At 57.4% G+C, this 19,161-nt stretch carries 14 protein-coding genes and 1 tRNA gene; 6 read left to right on the top strand and 9 right to left on the bottom strand.

Features of this window, described 5'->3' with window-relative positions:
- The first annotated feature begins 2 nt into the window (after positions 1-2).
- Positions 3-1,397: a sensor histidine kinase gene (locus ACTF5F_RS06095; RefSeq protein WP_438955987.1), complete on the top strand. Its 1,395-nt coding sequence runs from the start codon at positions 3-5 to the stop codon at positions 1,395-1,397.
- Positions 1,398-1,455: 58 nt separating this feature from the next.
- Positions 1,456-1,532 (top strand) — tRNA-Arg (locus ACTF5F_RS06100).
- Positions 1,533-1,804: 272 nt separating this feature from the next.
- Here the strand turns inward: ACTF5F_RS06100 and ACTF5F_RS06105 are convergent.
- Complete coding sequence (locus ACTF5F_RS06105) at positions 1,805-2,701, bottom strand: LysR substrate-binding domain-containing protein (RefSeq protein ID WP_438955988.1); 897 nt, start codon at positions 2,699-2,701, stop codon at positions 1,805-1,807.
- Between the two features lie 102 nt (positions 2,702-2,803).
- Between ACTF5F_RS06105 and katG the strand changes: the two genes are divergently transcribed.
- A complete protein-coding gene (gene katG, locus ACTF5F_RS06110) occupies positions 2,804-4,984 on the top strand; it encodes a catalase/peroxidase HPI (RefSeq protein WP_438955989.1) in 2,181 nt (726 codons plus the stop codon).
- Positions 4,985-5,040: 56 nt separating this feature from the next.
- On the opposite strand, the gene ACTF5F_RS06115 is transcribed toward katG, so the two are convergent.
- The 4 genes from ACTF5F_RS06115 to ACTF5F_RS06130 all read right to left on the bottom strand — a co-directional run bounded on the left by ACTF5F_RS06115 (position 5,041) and on the right by ACTF5F_RS06130 (position 10,853).
- Positions 5,041-6,420 (bottom strand): TRAP transporter large permease, encoded by a 1,380-nt coding sequence (locus ACTF5F_RS06115; RefSeq protein WP_438955990.1) that lies wholly within the window; start codon positions 6,418-6,420, stop codon positions 5,041-5,043.
- Positions 6,420-7,091 carry a TRAP transporter small permease gene (locus tag ACTF5F_RS06120; protein ID WP_438955991.1) on the bottom strand — a complete coding sequence of 224 codons (672 nt, stop codon included), beginning with the start codon at positions 7,089-7,091 and terminating at the stop codon, positions 6,420-6,422. The genes ACTF5F_RS06115 and ACTF5F_RS06120 overlap by 1 nt, the downstream gene beginning before the upstream one ends.
- A 72-nt stretch (positions 7,092-7,163) precedes the next feature.
- A complete protein-coding gene (locus ACTF5F_RS06125) occupies positions 7,164-8,141 on the bottom strand; it encodes a DctP family TRAP transporter solute-binding subunit (RefSeq protein ID WP_438956091.1) in 978 nt (325 codons plus the stop codon).
- Between the two features lie 294 nt (positions 8,142-8,435).
- Positions 8,436-10,853, bottom strand: a complete 2,418-nt coding sequence (locus ACTF5F_RS06130) for a GcvT family protein (protein WP_438955992.1) — start codon at positions 10,851-10,853, stop codon at positions 8,436-8,438.
- Between the two features lie 166 nt (positions 10,854-11,019).
- Between ACTF5F_RS06130 and ACTF5F_RS06135 the strand changes: the two genes are divergently transcribed.
- A complete protein-coding gene (locus ACTF5F_RS06135; protein WP_438955993.1) occupies positions 11,020-12,531 on the top strand; it encodes a trimethylamine methyltransferase family protein in 1,512 nt (503 codons plus the stop codon).
- 65 nt (positions 12,532-12,596) lie between these two features.
- Positions 12,597-13,796 (top strand): glycerate kinase type-2 family protein, encoded by a 1,200-nt coding sequence (locus ACTF5F_RS06140; RefSeq protein WP_438955994.1) that lies wholly within the window; start codon positions 12,597-12,599, stop codon positions 13,794-13,796.
- On the opposite strand, the gene ACTF5F_RS06145 is transcribed toward ACTF5F_RS06140, so the two are convergent.
- Positions 13,793-15,046, bottom strand: a complete 1,254-nt coding sequence (locus tag ACTF5F_RS06145) for a cytochrome-c peroxidase (RefSeq protein ID WP_438955995.1) — start codon at positions 15,044-15,046, stop codon at positions 13,793-13,795. The genes ACTF5F_RS06140 and ACTF5F_RS06145 overlap by 4 nt on opposite strands.
- Positions 15,047-15,139: 93 nt before the next feature.
- Here ACTF5F_RS06145 and ACTF5F_RS06150 point away from each other — a divergent pair, with 93 nt between their 5' ends.
- Complete coding sequence (locus tag ACTF5F_RS06150; RefSeq protein ID WP_438956092.1) at positions 15,140-15,574, top strand: tetratricopeptide repeat protein; 435 nt, start codon at positions 15,140-15,142, stop codon at positions 15,572-15,574.
- A gap of 334 nt (positions 15,575-15,908) precedes the next feature.
- Here the strand turns inward: ACTF5F_RS06150 and ACTF5F_RS06155 are convergent, their stop codons facing one another.
- The 3 genes from ACTF5F_RS06155 to ACTF5F_RS06165 are packed head-to-tail and all read right to left on the bottom strand — an operon-like array spanning position 15,909 to position 19,151.
- Positions 15,909-16,973 carry a TRAP transporter substrate-binding protein gene (locus ACTF5F_RS06155; RefSeq protein WP_438955996.1) on the bottom strand — a complete coding sequence of 355 codons (1,065 nt, stop codon included), beginning with the start codon at positions 16,971-16,973 and terminating at the stop codon, positions 15,909-15,911.
- Between the two features lie 22 nt (positions 16,974-16,995).
- Positions 16,996-18,531: a TRAP transporter large permease gene (locus ACTF5F_RS06160; RefSeq protein ID WP_438955997.1), complete on the bottom strand. Its 1,536-nt coding sequence runs from the start codon at positions 18,529-18,531 to the stop codon at positions 16,996-16,998.
- On the bottom strand, positions 18,531-19,151 hold the full coding sequence (locus ACTF5F_RS06165; protein ID WP_438955998.1) for a TRAP transporter small permease: 621 nt from the start codon (positions 19,149-19,151) through the stop codon (positions 18,531-18,533). The genes ACTF5F_RS06160 and ACTF5F_RS06165 overlap by 1 nt, the downstream gene beginning before the upstream one ends.
- Positions 19,152-19,161: the final 10 nt, after the last annotated feature.

Raw genomic sequence — 19,161 nt, forward strand, 5'->3', positions numbered from 1 at the left:
GCATGAATTCACTTTCAGGTCGTTTCCTGATTTTGACGATCATCTTCGTGATGTTGGCCGAGGTGTTCATCTTTGTCCCCTCCGTTGCGCGGTTTCGGGCAGACTATCTGCTGGATCGATTGGAACGGGCGCAGATTGCATCTCTGGCCCTTGAAGCCGACGACATGATCAGTCCCGCACTCGAAGCGGAGCTTTTGGAGAATGCTGAGGTGTTCAACGTCGTGCTAAGGCGCGATGAAATCCGCCGTTTGGCGTTGTCCTCCCCGATCCCGCTGCCGATCTACTACAGCTATGACCTGCGCGATCCGCCTGCGATGACGCTAATCCGCGATGCGATCATGACGCTGCTGGACCCAGAGGATCACGTGGTCCGTGTCATCGGCAATCCGGTGCGGGATGGCGGGCTGCTCATCGAAGTGACGATGATGCAGAAGCCGCTGCGCGATGCGATGATTGACTATGGCCAGAACATTCTGTTGCTCTCTGCCGTCATCTCAGTCATCACAGCTGTGATGCTGTTCGTGGCAGTGCAGTTCTTCTTGGTGCGTCCTATCAAAGGCGTGGTGGATCATATGCAACGCTATGCCTCCGCCCCAGAAGATGCTCGTCGGATTATTGAACCGTCAGCAGGCGTGCGGGAGTTGAGGGACGCGGAAGAGGCGTTGCAATCCATGCAGACGCAGTTGACCGGCGCGTTGAAGCAAAAAGAGCGGTTGGCCCAGCTTGGCGGTGCGGTGGCGAAGGTGAGTCACGATCTGCGCAACATCTTGACCTCTGCCCAGCTTTTCACCGACCGCATTGAATCCTCTGACGATCCGCTGGTGAAACGGATGGCGCCAAAGCTTGTGAATTCGATCACGCGGGCGGTGAACCTTTGCGAGACGACCTTGGCCTTTGGGCGGGCGGAGGAGCCTGCACCAACGCTGAACCTGATAACCTTGCGCCCTGTGGTGTCAGATGTGCTGGACAGTGAGCAGCTGGCGGTTGGCGCCGAAGAGATCGCTTTCAATAACGAGGTGCCGGCAGAGCTGACCCTGCGCGGCGACATTGAGCAGCTTTTCCGTGTCATCAACAACCTTGTGCGCAACGCCCGCCAAGCGATTGTGGCGACACATCAACTGGGGGAGATAGCGGTGAAAGCGTGGGAGGATGATCGCGCATGGTTCATCACCGTCTCCGACACGGGGCCAGGGTTGCCGCAGAAAGCGCAGGATCATCTGTTCCAGCCGTTTCAAGGTGGGGTGCGCAAGGGGGGCACAGGGCTTGGCATGGTGATCTCTGCCGATTTGGTGCGTGGGCATGGTGGCACCTTGGAATTGGAGCGGACAGATGAGACCGGTACCGTGTTTTCCATCCGTTTGCCGAAAGAGGTGCGCGCGCAAACAGTGATTGGGTAAGAAACTTTGTCTTACCTCTTGCATCACCCCTAAGCAGGGTCTAAATCGCTCCTCACGCGGATTGGTAGCTCAGCTGGATAGAGTACTTGACTACGAATCAAGGGGTCGGGGGTTCGAATCCTCCCCAGTCCGCCATTTTCCCTTTATTCAATCGAATGCGCGAACCGGTCGTGAGACTAGGTCGTAAAGCCGCGCGTGAGGGTGCGCCGCCTTGGGTTTCGGAGGAGAGCGCCTCCGCCAAGGCTACGCGGCGGTTCACGTTCAATTTGGTGAAGGTTTGGCGTAAGTGACTCGAGATCGTGTGCGGGCTGATTGGGTGGTCTTCGAGTTTTTTGTTCTGCAGAATTGATCGTCGACTTTAGGGCTTTTTTGACGGCGCAAAGTGTTGCGGCTGCAGGTGTAGACGTTCAGACTTTGAGGGGTTTGAGTCGACGGAGAATTGCACCCAATTCCAAAAGTTGTGGACCTAAGGGGCTGGTTTTGCGCCAGATCATGCCGATGCGTCGGTGAGGACGGTTAGCGGAAAATTGCGCTATTGACAGACCCGCTTGCTGAAGCTCGAGGGGGATTGCCATCTCTGGCAGCAGGGTAAGGCCTAATCCGGCCCTGACCATTTGGACGAGAGTGGAGAGTGATGATCCTTCCATGATGAAATTCGAAGCAGATGGACGCAGATCGCAGAACTCAAGGGCTTGATCGCGGAAACAGTGACCTTCTTCGAGAAGCAGAAGTTTCATCTTTTGCAGCTTGTCTGGGCTTGGGACAGGCAGATTGGCGTCGCGTTTGGGGCGGACAAGGACGAACTCTTCATCAAAAAGGGCGAACTCTTGCAGCGACGGTTCCGAGATCGGGAGCGCGGCGATGATGAAGTCGAGGCGGGACTCAAGCAGGTCTTGGACCAGTGATTTTGTCACAGATTCACGCGGTTGCAGGTCAAGGTCGGGGTATGTCGCGCCGAGTTTCTGGATGATCGAAGGGAGCAGGTAGGGTGCGATGGTGGGGATCACGCCAAGGCGCAGCGCCCCTTTCAACGACCCTTCGGAGGAGCGGGCGAGAGCCGCCATTTCTTCCACATCGCTCAGGATTTTGCGCGCGCGGGTCAAAAATTCCTCCCCCAAGGTTGTCAGTTTGATCTTGCGGGAGGTGCGTTCGACGAGGGGCGCCCCGAGCATCGTCTCAAGCTCTTTAATCTGAACGGAGAGGGCGGGTTGAGAGATGGCGCAATCTTCTGCCGCGCGGCCAAAGTGACCAAAACGGGCTAGTGCGTCGAAATAGCGGAAGTGTTTGAGGGTCAGGTTAATCATAACCTCAAACTATCAAGTCATTAACTTTTTCCAATTGGAATTTATCGTGCGGCTCACGTAGTTTTGCACCCGAGTACACACCCCAATTTCAGGAGACATGATATGGACGGCGACAACATGCGCGGTATGGGCGGCTGCCCCGTAAATCACGGTGGCAATACCGCGATGGACAAGCCCGTCACCAAATGGTGGCCGAATGCGCTGAACCTAGACATTTTGCATCAGCATGGTGCGCGGACAAATCCTATGGACGCCGACTATGATCATCGCGAAGCGGTGAAGCAGCTGGATTACGAGGGTGTCAAAGCAGACGTCAGAGCCCTGATGACAGACAGCCAAGACTGGTGGCCTGCGGACTGGGGGCACTATGGCGGTTTGATGATCCGTTTGGCGTGGCATTCTGCTGGGTCTTACCGAATGCAGGACGGTCGTGGTGGCGCTGGATCGGGCAACATTCGTTTCGCGCCGCTGAACTCTTGGCCGGACAACGCCAGCCTTGATAAAGCGCGTCGTCTTTTGTGGCCTGTGAAGAAGAAGTACGGCAACGCGCTGTCATGGGCGGACCTTATCATTTTGGCGGGCAACATGGCTTATGAGTCGATGGGTCTGAAGACCTTCGGCTTTGGCTTTGGTCGCGAGGATATTTGGGGCCCTGAGACGGATGTGTATTGGGGATCAGAAAACGAATGGCTCGCGCCATCTGAAAATCGTTATGGTGATCTGAGCGATGCCTCCACCCTCGAAAACCCACTGTCTGCGGTTCATATGGGTCTGATCTACGTGAACCCGGAAGGGGTGAACGGCAATCCTGACCCAGCGCGGACTGCGCTGCATGTTCGTGAGACATTCGCGCGGATGGCGATGGATGATGAAGAGACAGCGGCGCTGACCTGTGGTGGTCACACTGTGGGAAAGGCGCACGGTGGCGGCGGTCATGCCGATGAAATCGGTGTTGAGCCGGAAGGCGCCGCGGTTGAGGCGCAGGGCTTTGGCTGGGCCAACCCAGGACATCTTGGCAAAGCGTCAAATGCCTTCACCAGCGGGATCGAAGGCGCGTGGACGAAAGAGCCCACAAAGTTCGACATGGGGTATTTTGATTACCTCTTTGGCTATGAGTGGGAGCTGACAAAATCGCCTGCTGGGGCAAACCAGTGGACGGCCGTTGACATGCCAGAGGATGAGAAGCCTTTGGACCCATCTGACCCCTCCGGTCGCGCGATGCCGCTCATGACGGATGCGGACATGGCGATGAAGGTTGATCCGATCTACAACGAGATCTGCCAGCGTTTTAAAGCTGATCCTGCCTACTTCGCCGACACCTTCGCACGGGCGTGGTTCAAGCTGACTCACCGCGATATGGGCCCACGGGCGAACTACTACGGTCCTGACGTGCCAGCGGAAGACCTGATCTGGCAGGATCCGATCCCTGCGGGCAGCACCAGCTATGACGTGGCTGCGGTCAAAGCCAAGATCGCGGACAGCGGCCTGACATCGGCAGATCTGATTGCGACCGCTTGGGACAGTGCGCGGACCTTCCGCGGTTCTGACAAGCGGGGCGGTGCCAATGGCGCGCGCATTCGTTTGGCGCCGCAAAAGGACTGGGCTGGCAATGAGCCGAAGCGTCTGGCGAAGGTGTTAGGCGTCCTTGAGCCGATTGCGGCTGAAGCAGGTGCGTCTGTTGCAGATGTGATTGTGCTAGGTGGCAATGTTGGGCTTGAGCAGGCGATCAAAGCCGGTGGTCATTCCGTGGAGGTGCCGTTTACAGCAGGTCGCGGTGACGCGACAGAGGCGCAGACAGATGCCGATAGCTTTGGCGTCTTGGAGCCAGTCGCTGACGGGTTCCGTAACTGGCAAAAAGATCAGTATGCCGTATCCGCAGAAGAGATGATGCTGGATCGGGCACAGCTGATGGGTCTGACAGCGGCAGAATTGACTGTCTTGATCGGCGGTCTGCGGGTCGTGGGTGCGAACTACGGCGGTGGCAAAGACGGTGTTTTTACCGATCGTGAAGGGGCGCTGACCACAGACTTCTTTGTGAACCTTGTTGACATGGCCAACAGCTGGCATCCGATTGATGATTGCAGCTATGAGCTGCGCGATCGTGCCACTGGCGCCATCAAGTGGACTGCGACGAGCGCTGATCTGGTGTTTGGATCAAACTCCATCCTGCGGGCCTATGCAGAGGTTTATGCGCAAGACGACAACCAGGAGAAGTTTGTGAATGACTTTGTCGCGGCTTGGACGAAAGTGATGAACGCGGATCGGTTTGATCTGGTCGCTTAAGCGCAGGTCCTAAACGTGGGAAGGGCCGGGCGGTGTGATCCACCGCCCGGCCTTTTCTATTGCGTTATGATTTCCGGCCCCATGACCGCGTTGGGCAGGGTCGTTGATATGGCCGGAATGTAAGTGACCATGATCAGGAAGATGAACATGATACCCAAGAACGGCAGCGCCGCGCGGACCACGCCCATCATCGACATATTGGCCACGCCTGCAGTCACGAAAAGGTTGAGACCGACAGGCGGTGTAATCATCCCAATCTCCATATTCACGACCATGATAATCCCGAGGTGAATGGGGTCGATGCCAAGCTCAATCGCTATTGGGAACACCAAAGGTGCCACGATGACAAGGAGGCCCGACGGCTCCATAAACTGACCACCGATCAGCAGGATCACATTGACCATGATCAGGAAGGCCACGGGGCCAAAGCCGAAGGACAGCATGGCTTCTGTGATCTTCTGCGGGATCTGCTCGTCCGTGATGACGTGCTTGAGCAGAAGCGCATTGGCGATCACGAACATCAAAGTGATGATCAGCTTGCCTGCATCGCGCAGCGTGCCCATCGTGTCAGGATGCCAGACGGCGGTGATGAGCGTGTGGGGCTTGCGAAACAAGCTTTGACCGCCCGCCAGTGGACCTACATCACGGTAGATAAAGCAGGCCGCGATATAGGCATAGACGGAGGCGACAGCCGCCGCTTCTGTAGGTGTGAAGATTGCGCCTGTGACGCCGGGGATGCCGTAGATGCCTACCATGATGATCACAATCAGCAGCAAGCCCCAGATAGCAGCGCGGAAGCTGGCAAAGATCTCTCCCCAGCCTGCGAATTCACCCTTTGGCATGTCTTTGAAGCGGGCCATGACATAGATGCCTATCATCAGCATGAAGCCAGCCATCAGACCTGGGATAACGCCGGCAAGGAACATTCGGCCGACTGAGACTTCAACCGCGGCGGCATAAACCACCATCACGATGGACGGTGGGATCAGGATGCCCAAGGTGCCTGCGTTGGCAATGACACCGGCTGCAAACTCTTTCGTGTAACCAACCTGCCGCATGGCGGCGATGACGATCGTACCGATCGCCACCACCGTCGCGGGGGAGGACCCGGAGAGGGCCGCGAAAATCATGCAGGCAAGAACACCTGCAATCGCCAGACCACCGCGCAAGTGTCCAACCAGCGCAATAGAGAAGCGGATGATGCGTTGGGCGACGCCGCCCGTAGACATAAAGCTCGACGCCAGAATGAAGAACGGGATGGCGAGCAAGGTGGAATGCCCTTCAAACGCTTCAAAAAGGGTCTGAGCGACCGATGCCAAGGAAGTGTCAGAGAATGCCAAGAGGAAGACGATGGACGAAAAGCCAAGGCTAATCGCGATTGGAACGCCGATCAACATCAGGCCAATCACCATCGCAAAGAGAAGTATGACTTCCATTAGGCGGCGTCCTCCAATTTCTTGGCCGCCTCAGCGACGTCGTCTTCTGCTTCGTGGCTGACGATTAGCATCTGCTGTTCGCCGCGCCAAACGCGCAGGCCAACTTGAACAAAGCGGATCACCAAGAGCAGCGCGGAAAGCGGCATCACGATATAGGGCACCACTTTCGGCAGTTTTTCGTATTCAAACCCTTCGTTAAATACGGTCTCCAACCAGCGCATGAATAAAGGGATCGGGATGTCTTGTGTTTCGTACCAGCCTTGGCCGCGGACCTCTTCAAGGCCCGTTGGGAACCAGCGTCCAGTGGTGGGGTAAAGGTTGGCGTACGGGGCCCAGTAGTCCCACGACCCTTTGAGCAGCAGCAGAGAGTAGGTGAGGCAGACCGCCACCACGATCAGCGCCATAACGCGCTGGGCAGGCGGCGGGGCTGCATTGACCACAGCGTCGACGCCGAGGTGTAGCGTTTTCTTCACCGCGTAGCTGGCGCCCAGAAGGACGAGCCAAGCGAAGAGAAAGACCGTAAGTTCTAACGCGTAAAAGATGTTTGCGTTGAATACGTATCGCGCGACGACGTTGGCGAATGTGAAGCCTGTCATCACTACCAAGATGATGGCAATAAGCGTCTCTTCCAGCTGGTCGATGCGGCTGATCGGGCCCGTTTGAGCAACCATGACTGTCCCCGGTGGTATTAGGTTGCGGGCGCCGCCTGATCGCAGCGCCCGCCTGTCTTGACCAAATGGTGGCTAGTTCACCATTGCATTGATTGCCTGCGCGGCATCAATGTTTTCTTGGCCTACGTCGTCAGCGAATTTGGCCCAAACAGGCTTCATCACTTCGACCCATTCCATACGCTCTTCTGCAGTGAGCTGACGCACAACGCCACCTGCTGCGATGATCGCTTCTTTGGCTTCTTCGTTCACGGCTGTGGATTCGGCGTTCCGTGTTTCTGTCACTTCAGCAACGATCGTCAGGAACTGCTCACGCACGTCATCTGGCAGACTTTCGAGCCAGTCAATATTGGTGACCAGAAGATAATCGATGATGCCGTGGTCGGTCTGAGTGACGCCGTCCTGCACTTCGAAAAACTTTTTACCATAGATGTTGGACCAGGTGTTTTCCTGACCGTCCACAACACCCTGCTGCAGAGCGCCGTACACCTCGGAGAAGGCCATCTTCTGTGGCGAGCCACCGATGGCCTCCATCTGCGCGACAAGCACGTCAGAGGATTGTACGCGGAACTTGAGACCATTTGCGTCGGATGGGCTGACGAGTGGGACGTTGGCCGACATCTGCTTCATACCGTTGTGCCAGTACGCCAGACCCTGAAGGCCGCGGCGCTGCATGCTGTCGAGCATAGCCTGCCCTGCGTCGGATGCTTGGAATGCCTCAACCGCGTTGATGTTGTTGAACATAAACGGCAGGTCGAAGATGCGGAATTGCTTGGTGAACTTTTCGAATTTGGACAGCGATGGTGCTGCAAGCTGAACGTCGCCCTGCAACATTGCTTCGAGCACTTTGTTGTCGTTATAGAGTGTGGAGTTCGGGAAGACCTCCATACACATTGTGCCGTTCATCTCTTCGTTGACGCGTTCTGCAAGCAGGGTTGCCGCGATGCCTTTCGGGTGCTTGTCTGTGTTTGTCACGTGGCTGAACTTGACGACGATCTCGCCATCGTCACACGCAGCAGATGCGACGGACGGGACAGCAATGACTGCCGCCATGCAGGCAGCCTTCAGATATTTGTTCATGATTTTTCTCCTAGTTGGGCGCTCCTCCACGCCAATACAGGTATAAATAAAGCTGGGGGCGCTGCGATCAACCAGCAGATTTCCGAAGAACGGGCCCAAAACGTCGCGGCCGCAATGGCTGATGTTTTGGAAGACCCTGCGCGGATCACGGCGGTGACTGGGGTTGCGGCCACGGAATTCTTGCCAGAATTTGCGCCCAACGATCGGCGTCAAAGGCGGGTTGCGATATTTGCGCGTGATTGTCCGACATCCTGAACGACGTGCGGGTCACGCGCGTAATCGACTGCCCTCAGGATCATAAAGCGGCACTGAGGCGAAACGTGCTGAAACCTTTATCCCAATCACATCGACGATAACTGCTGCGGAAAGGGGTACATCGGCGTCAACAAAGGCCAGTGCAATATTGGCGTCCACGCGGTGTCCAAAGTCACCTGAGGTGACGGTTCCCACAACCTCCCCGTCGAGCTCGACACTGGCGCCGGCATGCGCTGCGGCCTGATCGTTGTCGAGCATGAGGGTGCGCAGGGTTTTTGTTGGGACATTGGCGTCTCTGGCGCGCAAGGCCTCGCGCCCAATGAAATCGCCTTTGTCCATCTTCACAAGACGGTCCAAGCCCGTCTCATAAGGGTCGAATTCGGTCAGCAGATCGGCTTTCCAATGCAGATAACCTTTCTCCAACCGCATGGATTCGACGGCCCTTGATCCGAAAAGCCTCAGATCAAAGGCTTCCCCTGCCGCGCGCAAAGCGAGGTAGGCCGCATAGAGCTGCGCGTTGGGGACATGGATTTCGTATGCCAACTCGCCGGAAAAGCTGACCGCCATGACGACGGTGGGAGCAATGCCAACGAAACACTCCCGCACGGACAGCCACGGGAACGCCTCCTTCGACCAATCCGCGCGACTGACGGCGGAGAGCACCTCGCGCGCCCGTGGCCCAGCCAGCAAAAGGATTGTGTCAGTATTGGTGCGGCTATCAATTCGCACATCCTGCCCCGGTTGGAGGTGCGCACGCAGCCAATCCATGTCGTGCCCTTCGGAGGCGGCGGCCGACCCGTACCAGACCCGTCCATCCGGTAGATTGGCAATCGTCGCTTCCGATTTGATCTTTCCTTGATGGTTGAGCAGGTAGCCCAGCCCAACGCGGCCCTTAGTCTTTGGCACAGCGCCGCAGACCATGCGGTCGAGGAAGCTATGCACATCTTGGCCAGTTAGTTCGAAGCGGTTGAAGCCGTTCACCTCTGTCAGGCCAACGGCGGATTGTATGTGGAGGACATCGTTTCGCACGATGTCGAACGTGTTGTTGAAGCGGAAGCTGTGGTTCTCTTCAAAGCCATCTGTGGGCTTTATATAGGCCAAGCGTTCCCAGCCGTTAACAACGTCAAAGACCGCACCCTCCGCCGCCAAAATGGGGGTGAGGGGCGTTGTCTTAATCGGGCGACCGGCAGGGCGGTGCTCATGCGGGAAGTGGAACCGAAATTCGTTTTGATAATCTTCGATGGCTTTCAGCGCGGTCAATTCAACGTTGCCGTGACCGGTGAACCGGCGGGGGTCGAGACACCACGTGTCATAGCACGCTTCCCCATGTACGATCTGTTGCGCCAAGAGCCAGCCATGTCCGCCGCCTTCACCCAATCCGGCCCGTAAACCAATGATGCAAAAGGCGTTGCGCTTGCCTGGGATTGGCCCGATGAGTGGGGCGCCATCGATAGTGTAGGTGATTGGGCCATTGACCACTGTGTGAATGCCCGCTTCCATCAGCGCAGGCATCCGCTCAAAGGCACCTTCTAACACGTCTGTGACACGGTCGAGGTCGTCTGGACAAAGCGCGTTTGTGAAGCTGGGATCGATGCCATCCATGCCCCATGTTTTGCAGTCTTGCTCATAAAACCCGAGCAGCAGGCCATTCTTTTCTTGGCGGCAGTAATAGTCGCTGATCGGGCAGCGGAGCAGGGGCATCCGGTGGCCTGCATCACGGATCGCGGGGATTTCTTCTGTGACGAAATACTGATGCTCCATCGACATGACAGGGTGATGCACGCCCATCATCGCGCCCACTTCATTCACGCGGTAGCCGCATGCATTGACTATAATATCGCAATCGATCGAGCCTTTGGTCGTCTCAACGGTCCATGTATCGTCCGCATGCTGGGTGAGGCCGGTCACTTCCGTATGGCGATAAACCTCCGCCCCGGCTTTGCGCGCGCGGCGGGCGAGCGCTTGGCATAGTTGGGCCGGATCAATGTCGCCGTCCATTGGATCCCAGAGTCCGCCGATCAGATTGTTGGTGGAAATTAATGGGTGGCGGCGCGCACATTCGGCAGCGTCAATCACCTCAAACGTTACATCCATCCCCCGCGCCATGGAGGAGAAATGGCGATAACCGTCCATCTGCGCTTCGGTATTGGCAAGGCGGATACCGCCGTCGCCGTGGTGGTAATTGATGGGATATTCGGGATCGTTAGCCAGTTCTTGATAGAGGCGGATCGAATGTGATTTGAGGCCGACCATCGTTTGGTTCATGCCAAAATTCGTCACCTGTGCGGCGGAGTGCCATGTGGTCCCGCTGGTGAGCTCATCCCTTTCGATGAGCACCACATCTGTCCATCCCTCTTGGGTCAGGTGGTAGAGGGTAGAGCATCCGGCGATGCCCCCGCCGATGATTGCGACTTTGGTGCGACTCTTCATGCGGTTTGGTCCTTGGTCTTCGTCTAGTCTAGAAAGAGTTTTCCAGTTCCCCTTTGCCGGTCAACACGTCTGGTTGACCTTTGGGTTTTTGAAACGGAGTATTCGGGATTTTTGAAAGTAGCATGCCGCTCTTGCGCGGTGTGGCGAGAGGTGCATTGCTAAGATCATGACGACGAGACGATCCCGCGGTGGCCGTGAGGCACGAAAAGCGCGCCGCGCGGCCAAACCCGCAACCAACCCCGCACCGCCCGGGGCGCTTGGTGGGCGGTATCAGCCGCTGACGGACGCGGAGATCCAAAACATCTATGAGACCGCCCTCCGTCTCTTGGCGGAACTGGGCATGGGGGAAGTGCCCGCGCGATTGTGCGATCTGTTCGTGGCGAACGGCGCGGTTGAACGTGGGGAACGTGTTCTCTTCCCGCGTGCGATGGTGGAAGATGCGATTGCTGCCGCTCCCAAAACCTTCACCTTTCACGGCCGCGATCCCGAACGGTCTTTTGAGGTTGGTGGTGATGCGGTGCATTTCGGGACAGGGGGTGCCGCGGTTCAGACTTTGGATTTGGAGACTGGGCTGTACCGTCCGTCGACCCTGAAGGACTTGCATGACTTCACGCGGTTGCAAGACACGCTTGATAACGTGAGTTGGTTCACTCGCTGCTGTATCGCAACGGACGTGCCGGATATTTTTGATCTGGATGTGAACACGGCTTATGCCCTGATGCGCAACACAACGCGGCCCGTAGCGACAGCGTTTACAGTGGCGGAGAATGTTGCGCCGATTGTCGACCTTTTCGATATTGTGGCAGGTGGTGAGGGCGCGTTTTCAAACCGTCCCTTCGTCAAAGCGCATATTAGCCCTGTCATCTCGCCCATGCGATTTGGGGAGGATGCGGTCGATGTCACGTTCGAATGCATTGCTAACAACATCCCTGTTTCTTGCATCACAGCGGCGCAAGCAGGGGCGACGGCGCCAGCGACGCTCGCAGGATTTCTGGCGCAATCACTGGCGGAGACGTTGGCAAGCCTCTTGATGGTGAACACAATCAAGCCAGGGCATCCGATGGTGTTTTCCAACTGGCCTTTTGTCATCGACCTCAGGACCGGTGCTTTTGCCGGTGGCGGAGGTGAGACGGCCTTGCTCAACGCCGCATCCTCGCAAATATCCAATTGGCTTGGATTGCCGTCAGGGGTCGCGGCATCAATGGCGGACGCCAAGGCGATTGATGCGCAATTGGGTGTTGAGAAGGCGATGACGACGCTGGCGGCGGCGTTGGCGGGCGGGAACCTGATCTACGAAAGCTCCGGCATGACGGCGTCGCTCTTGGGCGCGAGTTTTGAGGCGTTTGTGTTGGATGACGAAATGCATGCCAACACCTACCGCATTCTGCGCGGTTGCGAGGTGACAGAGGAAAACCTGGGCTTTGACGCGATCTGCGAAGCGGTGCTTGGCGACGGGCATTTCTTGGGCGGCGCGCACACCTTGGCGGCGATGGAGAGGGACTATGTCTATCCTGAGCTTGCCGACCGCGATATGCCCAAGACCTGGGAAGATGGTGGGGCGCAAGATGCCTGGGCGCGGGCCAATGCCAAGGCCAAGCAGATTTTGCGCGATCACCAGCCTGAGTACCTGTCGAAAGACCAAGATGCGCGCATTCGGGCGGCGTTCAATATCCTCTAGAACGCGGGGCGCTTGCAGGATGGGCTGAATTTTGGCACTCCTCCGCGCAAGGATGGGGGAGAGACATGGCAGATCAGCGGCAAATTGTGCGCGAGATTTTTGAGCGTGGTGTGGCCGCGGCGGACCCCTATCAGCAGACGGCCGCGCAGATCGGCGTGCTGTCAGAGGTTCCGAGCCAGATCATCGCCGTAGGCAAAGCCGCATTGAAAATGACAGAGGCAGCGCTTGACGCATTTCCTGGGGTGCCGGCCTTGGTCGTGACCAATTATGAGAACGCGAAGCCGTTGGACGGGGCTACGGTGTTGGCTTCCGGGCATCCAGTGCCGGATGAAAACGGCCTCGCCGCGGGGCAAGCGGTGATAGCCGCTTTGTCCAATTCCACAGGGTCGGTTTTGGCACTTATCTCCGGCGGTGGGTCGGCTTTGTTGCCCGCGCCGGTGGAGGGGATCTCGCTGGCGGAAAAGGCGGCTGTGAATGAGCTGTTGCTCTCAAGTGGGATGGACATCACGGAGATGAACCTCGTCCGGCAGCAGTTGTCTCAGATCAAAGGCGGCGGGATGCTGCGCCATGCGGCACCACACCGCGTCACGGCCCTAATCCTGTCGGATGTGATTGGTGATGATATTTCCGCTATCGCCAGTGGTCCGACCGCGCCGCCATTGGGTGATACCGCGCAGGTGCGGGCGTTGTTGCAGCAGAACGGTTTTTGGGACCAGTTGCCGGAGCCGGTTCAGGCACATCTGGCGCAGGACAGTGTCGTTGCAGAGCTGCCGGAGCACGCTAACCACTTGGTAGGCTCCAACGGCCAGAGCGTTGCGGCGATGGCAGCGGCGGATGCAGGGATTACAACGATTCCCACCGCGATTGAGGGCGATGTTGCCGATGCCGCCCGTGCGATTTGCGTTGCTTGCGGTCATGGGACCACCGTTTGGGGTGGGGAAACAACAGTAGTTCTAAATGGCGACGGGCGCGGCGGACGCAATCAGGAACTGGCCCTGCGCATCGCGCTGGAAGCCAAGGCGCGCGGATGGACGGATTGGACCTGTCTGCAAGGGGGCAGCGATGGCCGCGACGGGCCGACCGATGCGGCAGGTGGGATCGTGGATGCGGGCACCTTGGATCGAATCGCGGCTGCGGGTGGCGACATTGACGCGCTGCTGACCAACAACGACAGCTACAAAGCGCTTGAGATGGCCGGTGATCTGCTCATCACTGATGCCACGGGCACCAATGTTGCCGATCTTGGCGTGATGATCCGGCGTTAATCGACAGGCAGGCCGCTGGGCACAGTGTCAGGGCGGCCCAAGGGGCGATCCTCTGCCGTGGCACCTGTGAGCGCGTTGAGGAACGCGATCAGATCAGCAACTTCTGTATCGCTCAATCGGAAGGGCTCAATCTCCACCGCGGCGGCTTGCCGTGCCATTTCGCGGCTGTCTTGCGCGATGGCGAAATCCACTTTGGCGAGCCACGGCACCTCAGGCAGCTCCGCTTGCGCGGGCGTCCAATCGGCGTAAGAGCGGACAGGGTTCATGTGGTGGCGGATCATTTCTTCCAGTGTTGAGAACGCGCCGTTGTGACCATAGGGGCCGGTAAGGGCGACGTTGCGAAGCGATGGCGTGCGGAATTTGTAGGCATCCTCCAACTGATCGGTCTCCGCCATGCGGCCCACATCGCGTGATACCTGATCCCAGCGTCGTGTGCGGCCAGGGCCAAAGGCGGGCAGTCCCAAAGCGTGGAAGGATTGATCAGTGAACAAATCGCCCGCATGACAGCCCGCGCATCGGGCGGTCGCAAAGAAAAGCTGCCGCCCGCGTTCGGCATCTTCTGGCAGGGGCGTGCCCGCCAGCCATGCATCATAAGGGCTGTCATAGCTTTGCCATTCGGAGGCGATGAAAGCGCTGAGCGTATTGCCAATCTCAACGATAGTTACGTCTTCGGGGGTGTCGATGTGTTCGAAGGCGTCCACGAACATCTGGCCGTATTCGGGAATGATCCGCACCCGTTTTGCGATGATCGGCCAGCCTTTGTCGATGCGGTCGTGGACGGCACCTGTTACCTCATTCTCCCCCGGGTTTCCGGCCATTTCAAACTGCGCGGTCATTGGGAATAGCGATTGCGCGGCAAGCAGGTTGTCGAGGCCTTTGGGCAGCCACTCCTCTGCAGGGCTGTCAAAGCCGTTGCCGTAAAGGTCGGACCCTGTCAGCCGTCCGTCATGGAACAGCACGCGGATGTCACGGTGGCCGAGGTTCCAAAGGGCAGGGGCGTTGCGCGGGATGCGCTTTCGAATGCGATCCGCCCCCGTGCCGGGTGTCCGGTCTGGCCCCACGCCGACGCCGCCTTCACCAATGCCAAGGCTCAGACCATCGCCGCCTGCGTGGTCGTGGTGGTGGCAGGTGCCGCAGCTGATGTTCTGATTGCCGGAGAGGATTTTATCATAGAACAAAAGTTGACCCAATTGGGCTTGAGCTGGGTCGGTAGGGATGTAATCTTCCGCCGTGATCTGGGCCTGAGCCATGCCTGCAATCAAAAGGAAACCAAGCGTATGCACCGCCGATTGAAAGCGTCTCAAGGGTGGCTTTGTGCCTTTGCTGTGTTGGTCGTTTGGGCCATGCCCGTGCAAGCTACGATGGAAGAGGCCAAAGACCTGATGGAGGCTGGAGAGTTTGCCTCGGCGAAAGAGCTTTTCGAGGTGTACGCCCGCTCTGGCAACGCGGACGCTGAAGAATTGATCGGCGTCATGTACGCGCTCGGCCTCGGAGTCGAGAAGGACGACATCCGTGCGTTTGACTGGTATCTCAGGGCGTCGTTGAAAGGTCATGCAGGCGCTCAATCTGGGATCGGTTGGTATTACGAGGTTGGCCGCGGAATGCCGGAGCCGGACTTGATCAGAGCGTATCTTTGGTACGCCTTGTCAGCAATAGGTGGTGACGTTGACGCGCCTGATAGTCTTGAGGAGTTGACACCAAAGCTGACGGCAGAGGAACGGGCGCAGGCCGAAAAGATGATCGATGATTATCGGGTCTGGATGTATCCTTTCCGATAGGGGGCGGCGTTTGTGTCAATCTGGCACCGAAACGTGATGCACATGTGATTCTGACGATTGGGCCAATGGGGCTAGACCTGAGGGTGTGGCGTCGGGCTGCATCAGGGAGGGGTCAGATATGAAACCGCACAAACGACTGGGCCACGCATCGCTTGCGGCAGCATTTGGCCTTGCGATGCTCTCAAATCCGGCGTGAGCCGAAGGCAGTAATGAGCGCTGGGATAAGACATGGATCATCTTTCGGCTTTAATTGCTTTAGTCGAATGTAAGTACCCGTGGTGCAAAGAAAAAGGGCCGCTCCAGTGAGCGGCCCAATCTCAGATGCAGACGCTGATTAGTTCAGGTCTTTTGCATAGTCTTCTGCTAGGGCTGTTTCGGCGTCACCAACTGCTGCGATCAGCGCGTCGAGAATTTCGTCACCGCCGTCCACGTTGCCGCGGAACCATTCCTGAACTGGGGCTGCTGCTTCTGCAAAGACAGCTTTTTCTTCAGGTGTTGGCACATAAAGATCACCGCCGCCTGCGACGAAGTCCGCATAGGCTTGGATCGATTTCCGCTTTGGTGAGGCAAATGTTGCCTGCTGCAGCTGGCTGAAGCCATCGACGACAACCCTACGCAGATCTTCTGGCATTGCCATGAAGTTCTCGTTCGACATCCACCACAGCGCACCCATGTAGGCGTGACCGTCGAGTGTCAGGTACTGCAGGCCCGCATCTGGGAACTTCATGCCCATGATGTCGGTGATGCCGTTTTTGGAGCCGTCAACAACGCCCGTCTGGAACGATGTGAAAAGCTCTGGCCACGGAATTGGTGTCGCAGATGCGCCCAGTTCCTGAACGAGGATTTGCGGCAGGTCAGCCACAACAGTCCGGATCTTCAGACCTTCAAAGTCCGCAGGAGATGCCAAACGACGCTGCGTGTTGGCAAAGTTGCGCCAGCCGCCGGTGTTGCCGATGGTCATCAGGCGGATCGCACCGTCAGATGTTTCGAGCGCCATGTCGCGCATTTTGCGTGTGAAGTCGCCCTGCAGGACAGCTTCTGCCACACGGTCGTCAGACATCAGATATGGCAGGTCAAGAACCTGAACATATGGGAAGATGCCAGCCGCGCCGCCGGATGTGGAAATGTAGACGTCGATTGAGCCTTCAGCCACACCTTCTAAACATTCCGCACCGTTTGAGCAAAGCTGCGTACCGATAAAGAGTTCAACACCGATCCGACCGTTGGAGGCGGATTCGACGTAGTTCTTAAACACGACCAGACCGTCATAGTCCTCGTCATTTTCATTTGAGTTGGCTGTGGCGCGGATTGTGAATTCTTGGTGACCACCGGCCCATGCAGCGAACGGTGTCGCTAAGAGAACAGCGGTTGCCGCCACTTTGGTTAGAGTTTTCAGCATATAAACCTCCCTTGGAAAATGCTTAATTAGGTATCGGCGTTGGGCTGATACATTCGGAGAAACCGACATCTGGGCCGCAGCCCAAAAAGCCGGTCAGATATGGCACGGTCATGGAAATGGCCGGGACATAGGTGATGAGGAAGATCACGAAGACCTCCACAGCAAGAAATGGCAGGATCGCTTTGGCGATAGTTTCGACCTTCTCTCGACTGACTGTCGAGGCGACGAAGAGCACAAGCCCCATCGGGGGCGTTGCCAACCCCACGGTCAGGTTGACGCTCATGATGATGGCGAAGTGAACAGGGTGGACGCCGAGTTCCTCAAAAATTGGGCCGAGGATGGGGCCAAGGATAATGATGGCTGGCCCCGCATCGAGGAACATGCCTACAACGAAGAGCAGGATGTTGATGAGAAACAGAAGGATCAGCGGGTTTTCAGAGAGGCCGAGGATCATCTCCGTCAGGATTTGTGGCGCATAGGACAGAGACACCACAGTTTTGAACGCAACCGCCGCGCCCACAAGGAGCAGCACAGCGGATGTGGCGAGGGCGGATTTGGTGAGCACCTCGATCAGGTCGCGCATGTTCATGGAGCGCAGCACGAAGAAGCTGATAATCAACGCATAGGCAACCGCAATGGCGGAGGCTTCGGTAGGAGTGAAGACCCCGATCAGGATGCCACCCAAGATGATGATCGGCGTTTGTAGTGGCGCGACGGCTTTTTTGCAGATCAGGCGGAAGTCGTTGGATACACGAGCCTTGATTGCTTTCACGATGACATGAGCAATGGGCAGTGTGATGATGAAGATCATCCAGTTTGATGGGGCCGTCGGCAGGAACGTCGTGACAAGTCCGGAGAAGGCATAAAGCAGCCCCGCGATGTTGATCCGCAAAAGCACCCAGCTCACCACGCTTTCCAACGGCGTGATGGTTTGGTTTTTGGAGACGATCCGCTCGGCTTTCGGCAGGTCGTAGCGGTCCGCCAAAAGGCGGACCATGACCATCAGGCCAACCCCCACCAGAACGCCGGGCACGATACCTGCAAGGAAAAGCGCCGCAACGCTTTCGCCCATGACATAGGCATATATAATCATGATCCCTGACGGCGGGATGATCGGCCCGATGACGGAGGAGGCGGCAGTGACGGCAGCGGCAAACTTGCGGCTATAGCCGTTCTTTTCCATCGCGGGAATCAAGGTGGAGCCGAGCGCAGATGTGTCAGCCACGGCAGAGCCGGAGAGACCTGCAAAAAGGATCGAACTCAAGATATTCACGTGCGCCAAGCCCCCGCGCAGGTGTCCCATAAAGGCTTGCGAAAACTCAACAAGGCGGGTGGTGATGCCGCCGCGATTCATGATCTCACCCGCAAGCATAAAGAAGGGCAGGGCCATCAGCGGGAAGCTGTCCATGCCGTTGTAAAGGTTGCGGTAGAGGACGGAGAGGTCGCGTTCTTGCCCGTTCAGGATCAACAGCGCACCGGGGGCTGCGAGCAAAGCAAAAACGATCGGCAGGCCGATCATGATGAGGACAAGGAATACGGGCAGGAACCAAATCAGCATTAGTCAGCCCTCACCGCGTCTTCATCGCCAAACTGAGTGAGCTCATCACCCCGTCCACCGAGAAAGATGAGTTGGCGGAGGATCAGCTCTATCGACACTAGGATCATCAGGTTCACGCCGACAAAGAGCGAGGCATATTGGAAGCGCTTTTGAAACTTTTCGTCGCATTTGGTGTTGTCGATCCCCAGCACCGATTGTGGCTCCCACCCAAAAGGCCAGCGCAGAGCGGAGGAACAGCCTTTGCCGGAGAGGGTGTTGACGTGATTGTTCCAGCCTTTGTCCCAGGCGATCAGTAGCACCCAAAGAGTGATCCCCAAAAGCAGGAGCGTAAGCAGACCCGCCAAGAGCCGCGGCAAAGCGCGTTCGAGCATATCAATGGCCACAAATCCGCCCATCCGCATGGCGAGCGGGGCCATCAGGCCAGTCATCCAGAGCATGCCGAACCGCGCGCCTTCTTCGGTCCAGTTGGGGGCGTCATTGAGGACATAACGGAAGAAGACTTGCCCCAAGATCAGGCCGACCATGATCGCAAGGGCAATTACGGCAATGATTTTGCCGATGCCCAAGAGGACGTTGTTTAATCTCTCCAAGGGCCAAAGGGCCCCGAACAAGACTGACATCTGTCAGCTC

This window comes from Cognatiyoonia sp. (assembly GCF_965661665.1).
In the GTDB taxonomy this organism is placed as follows: Bacteria; Pseudomonadota; Alphaproteobacteria; order Rhodobacterales; family Rhodobacteraceae; genus Cognatiyoonia.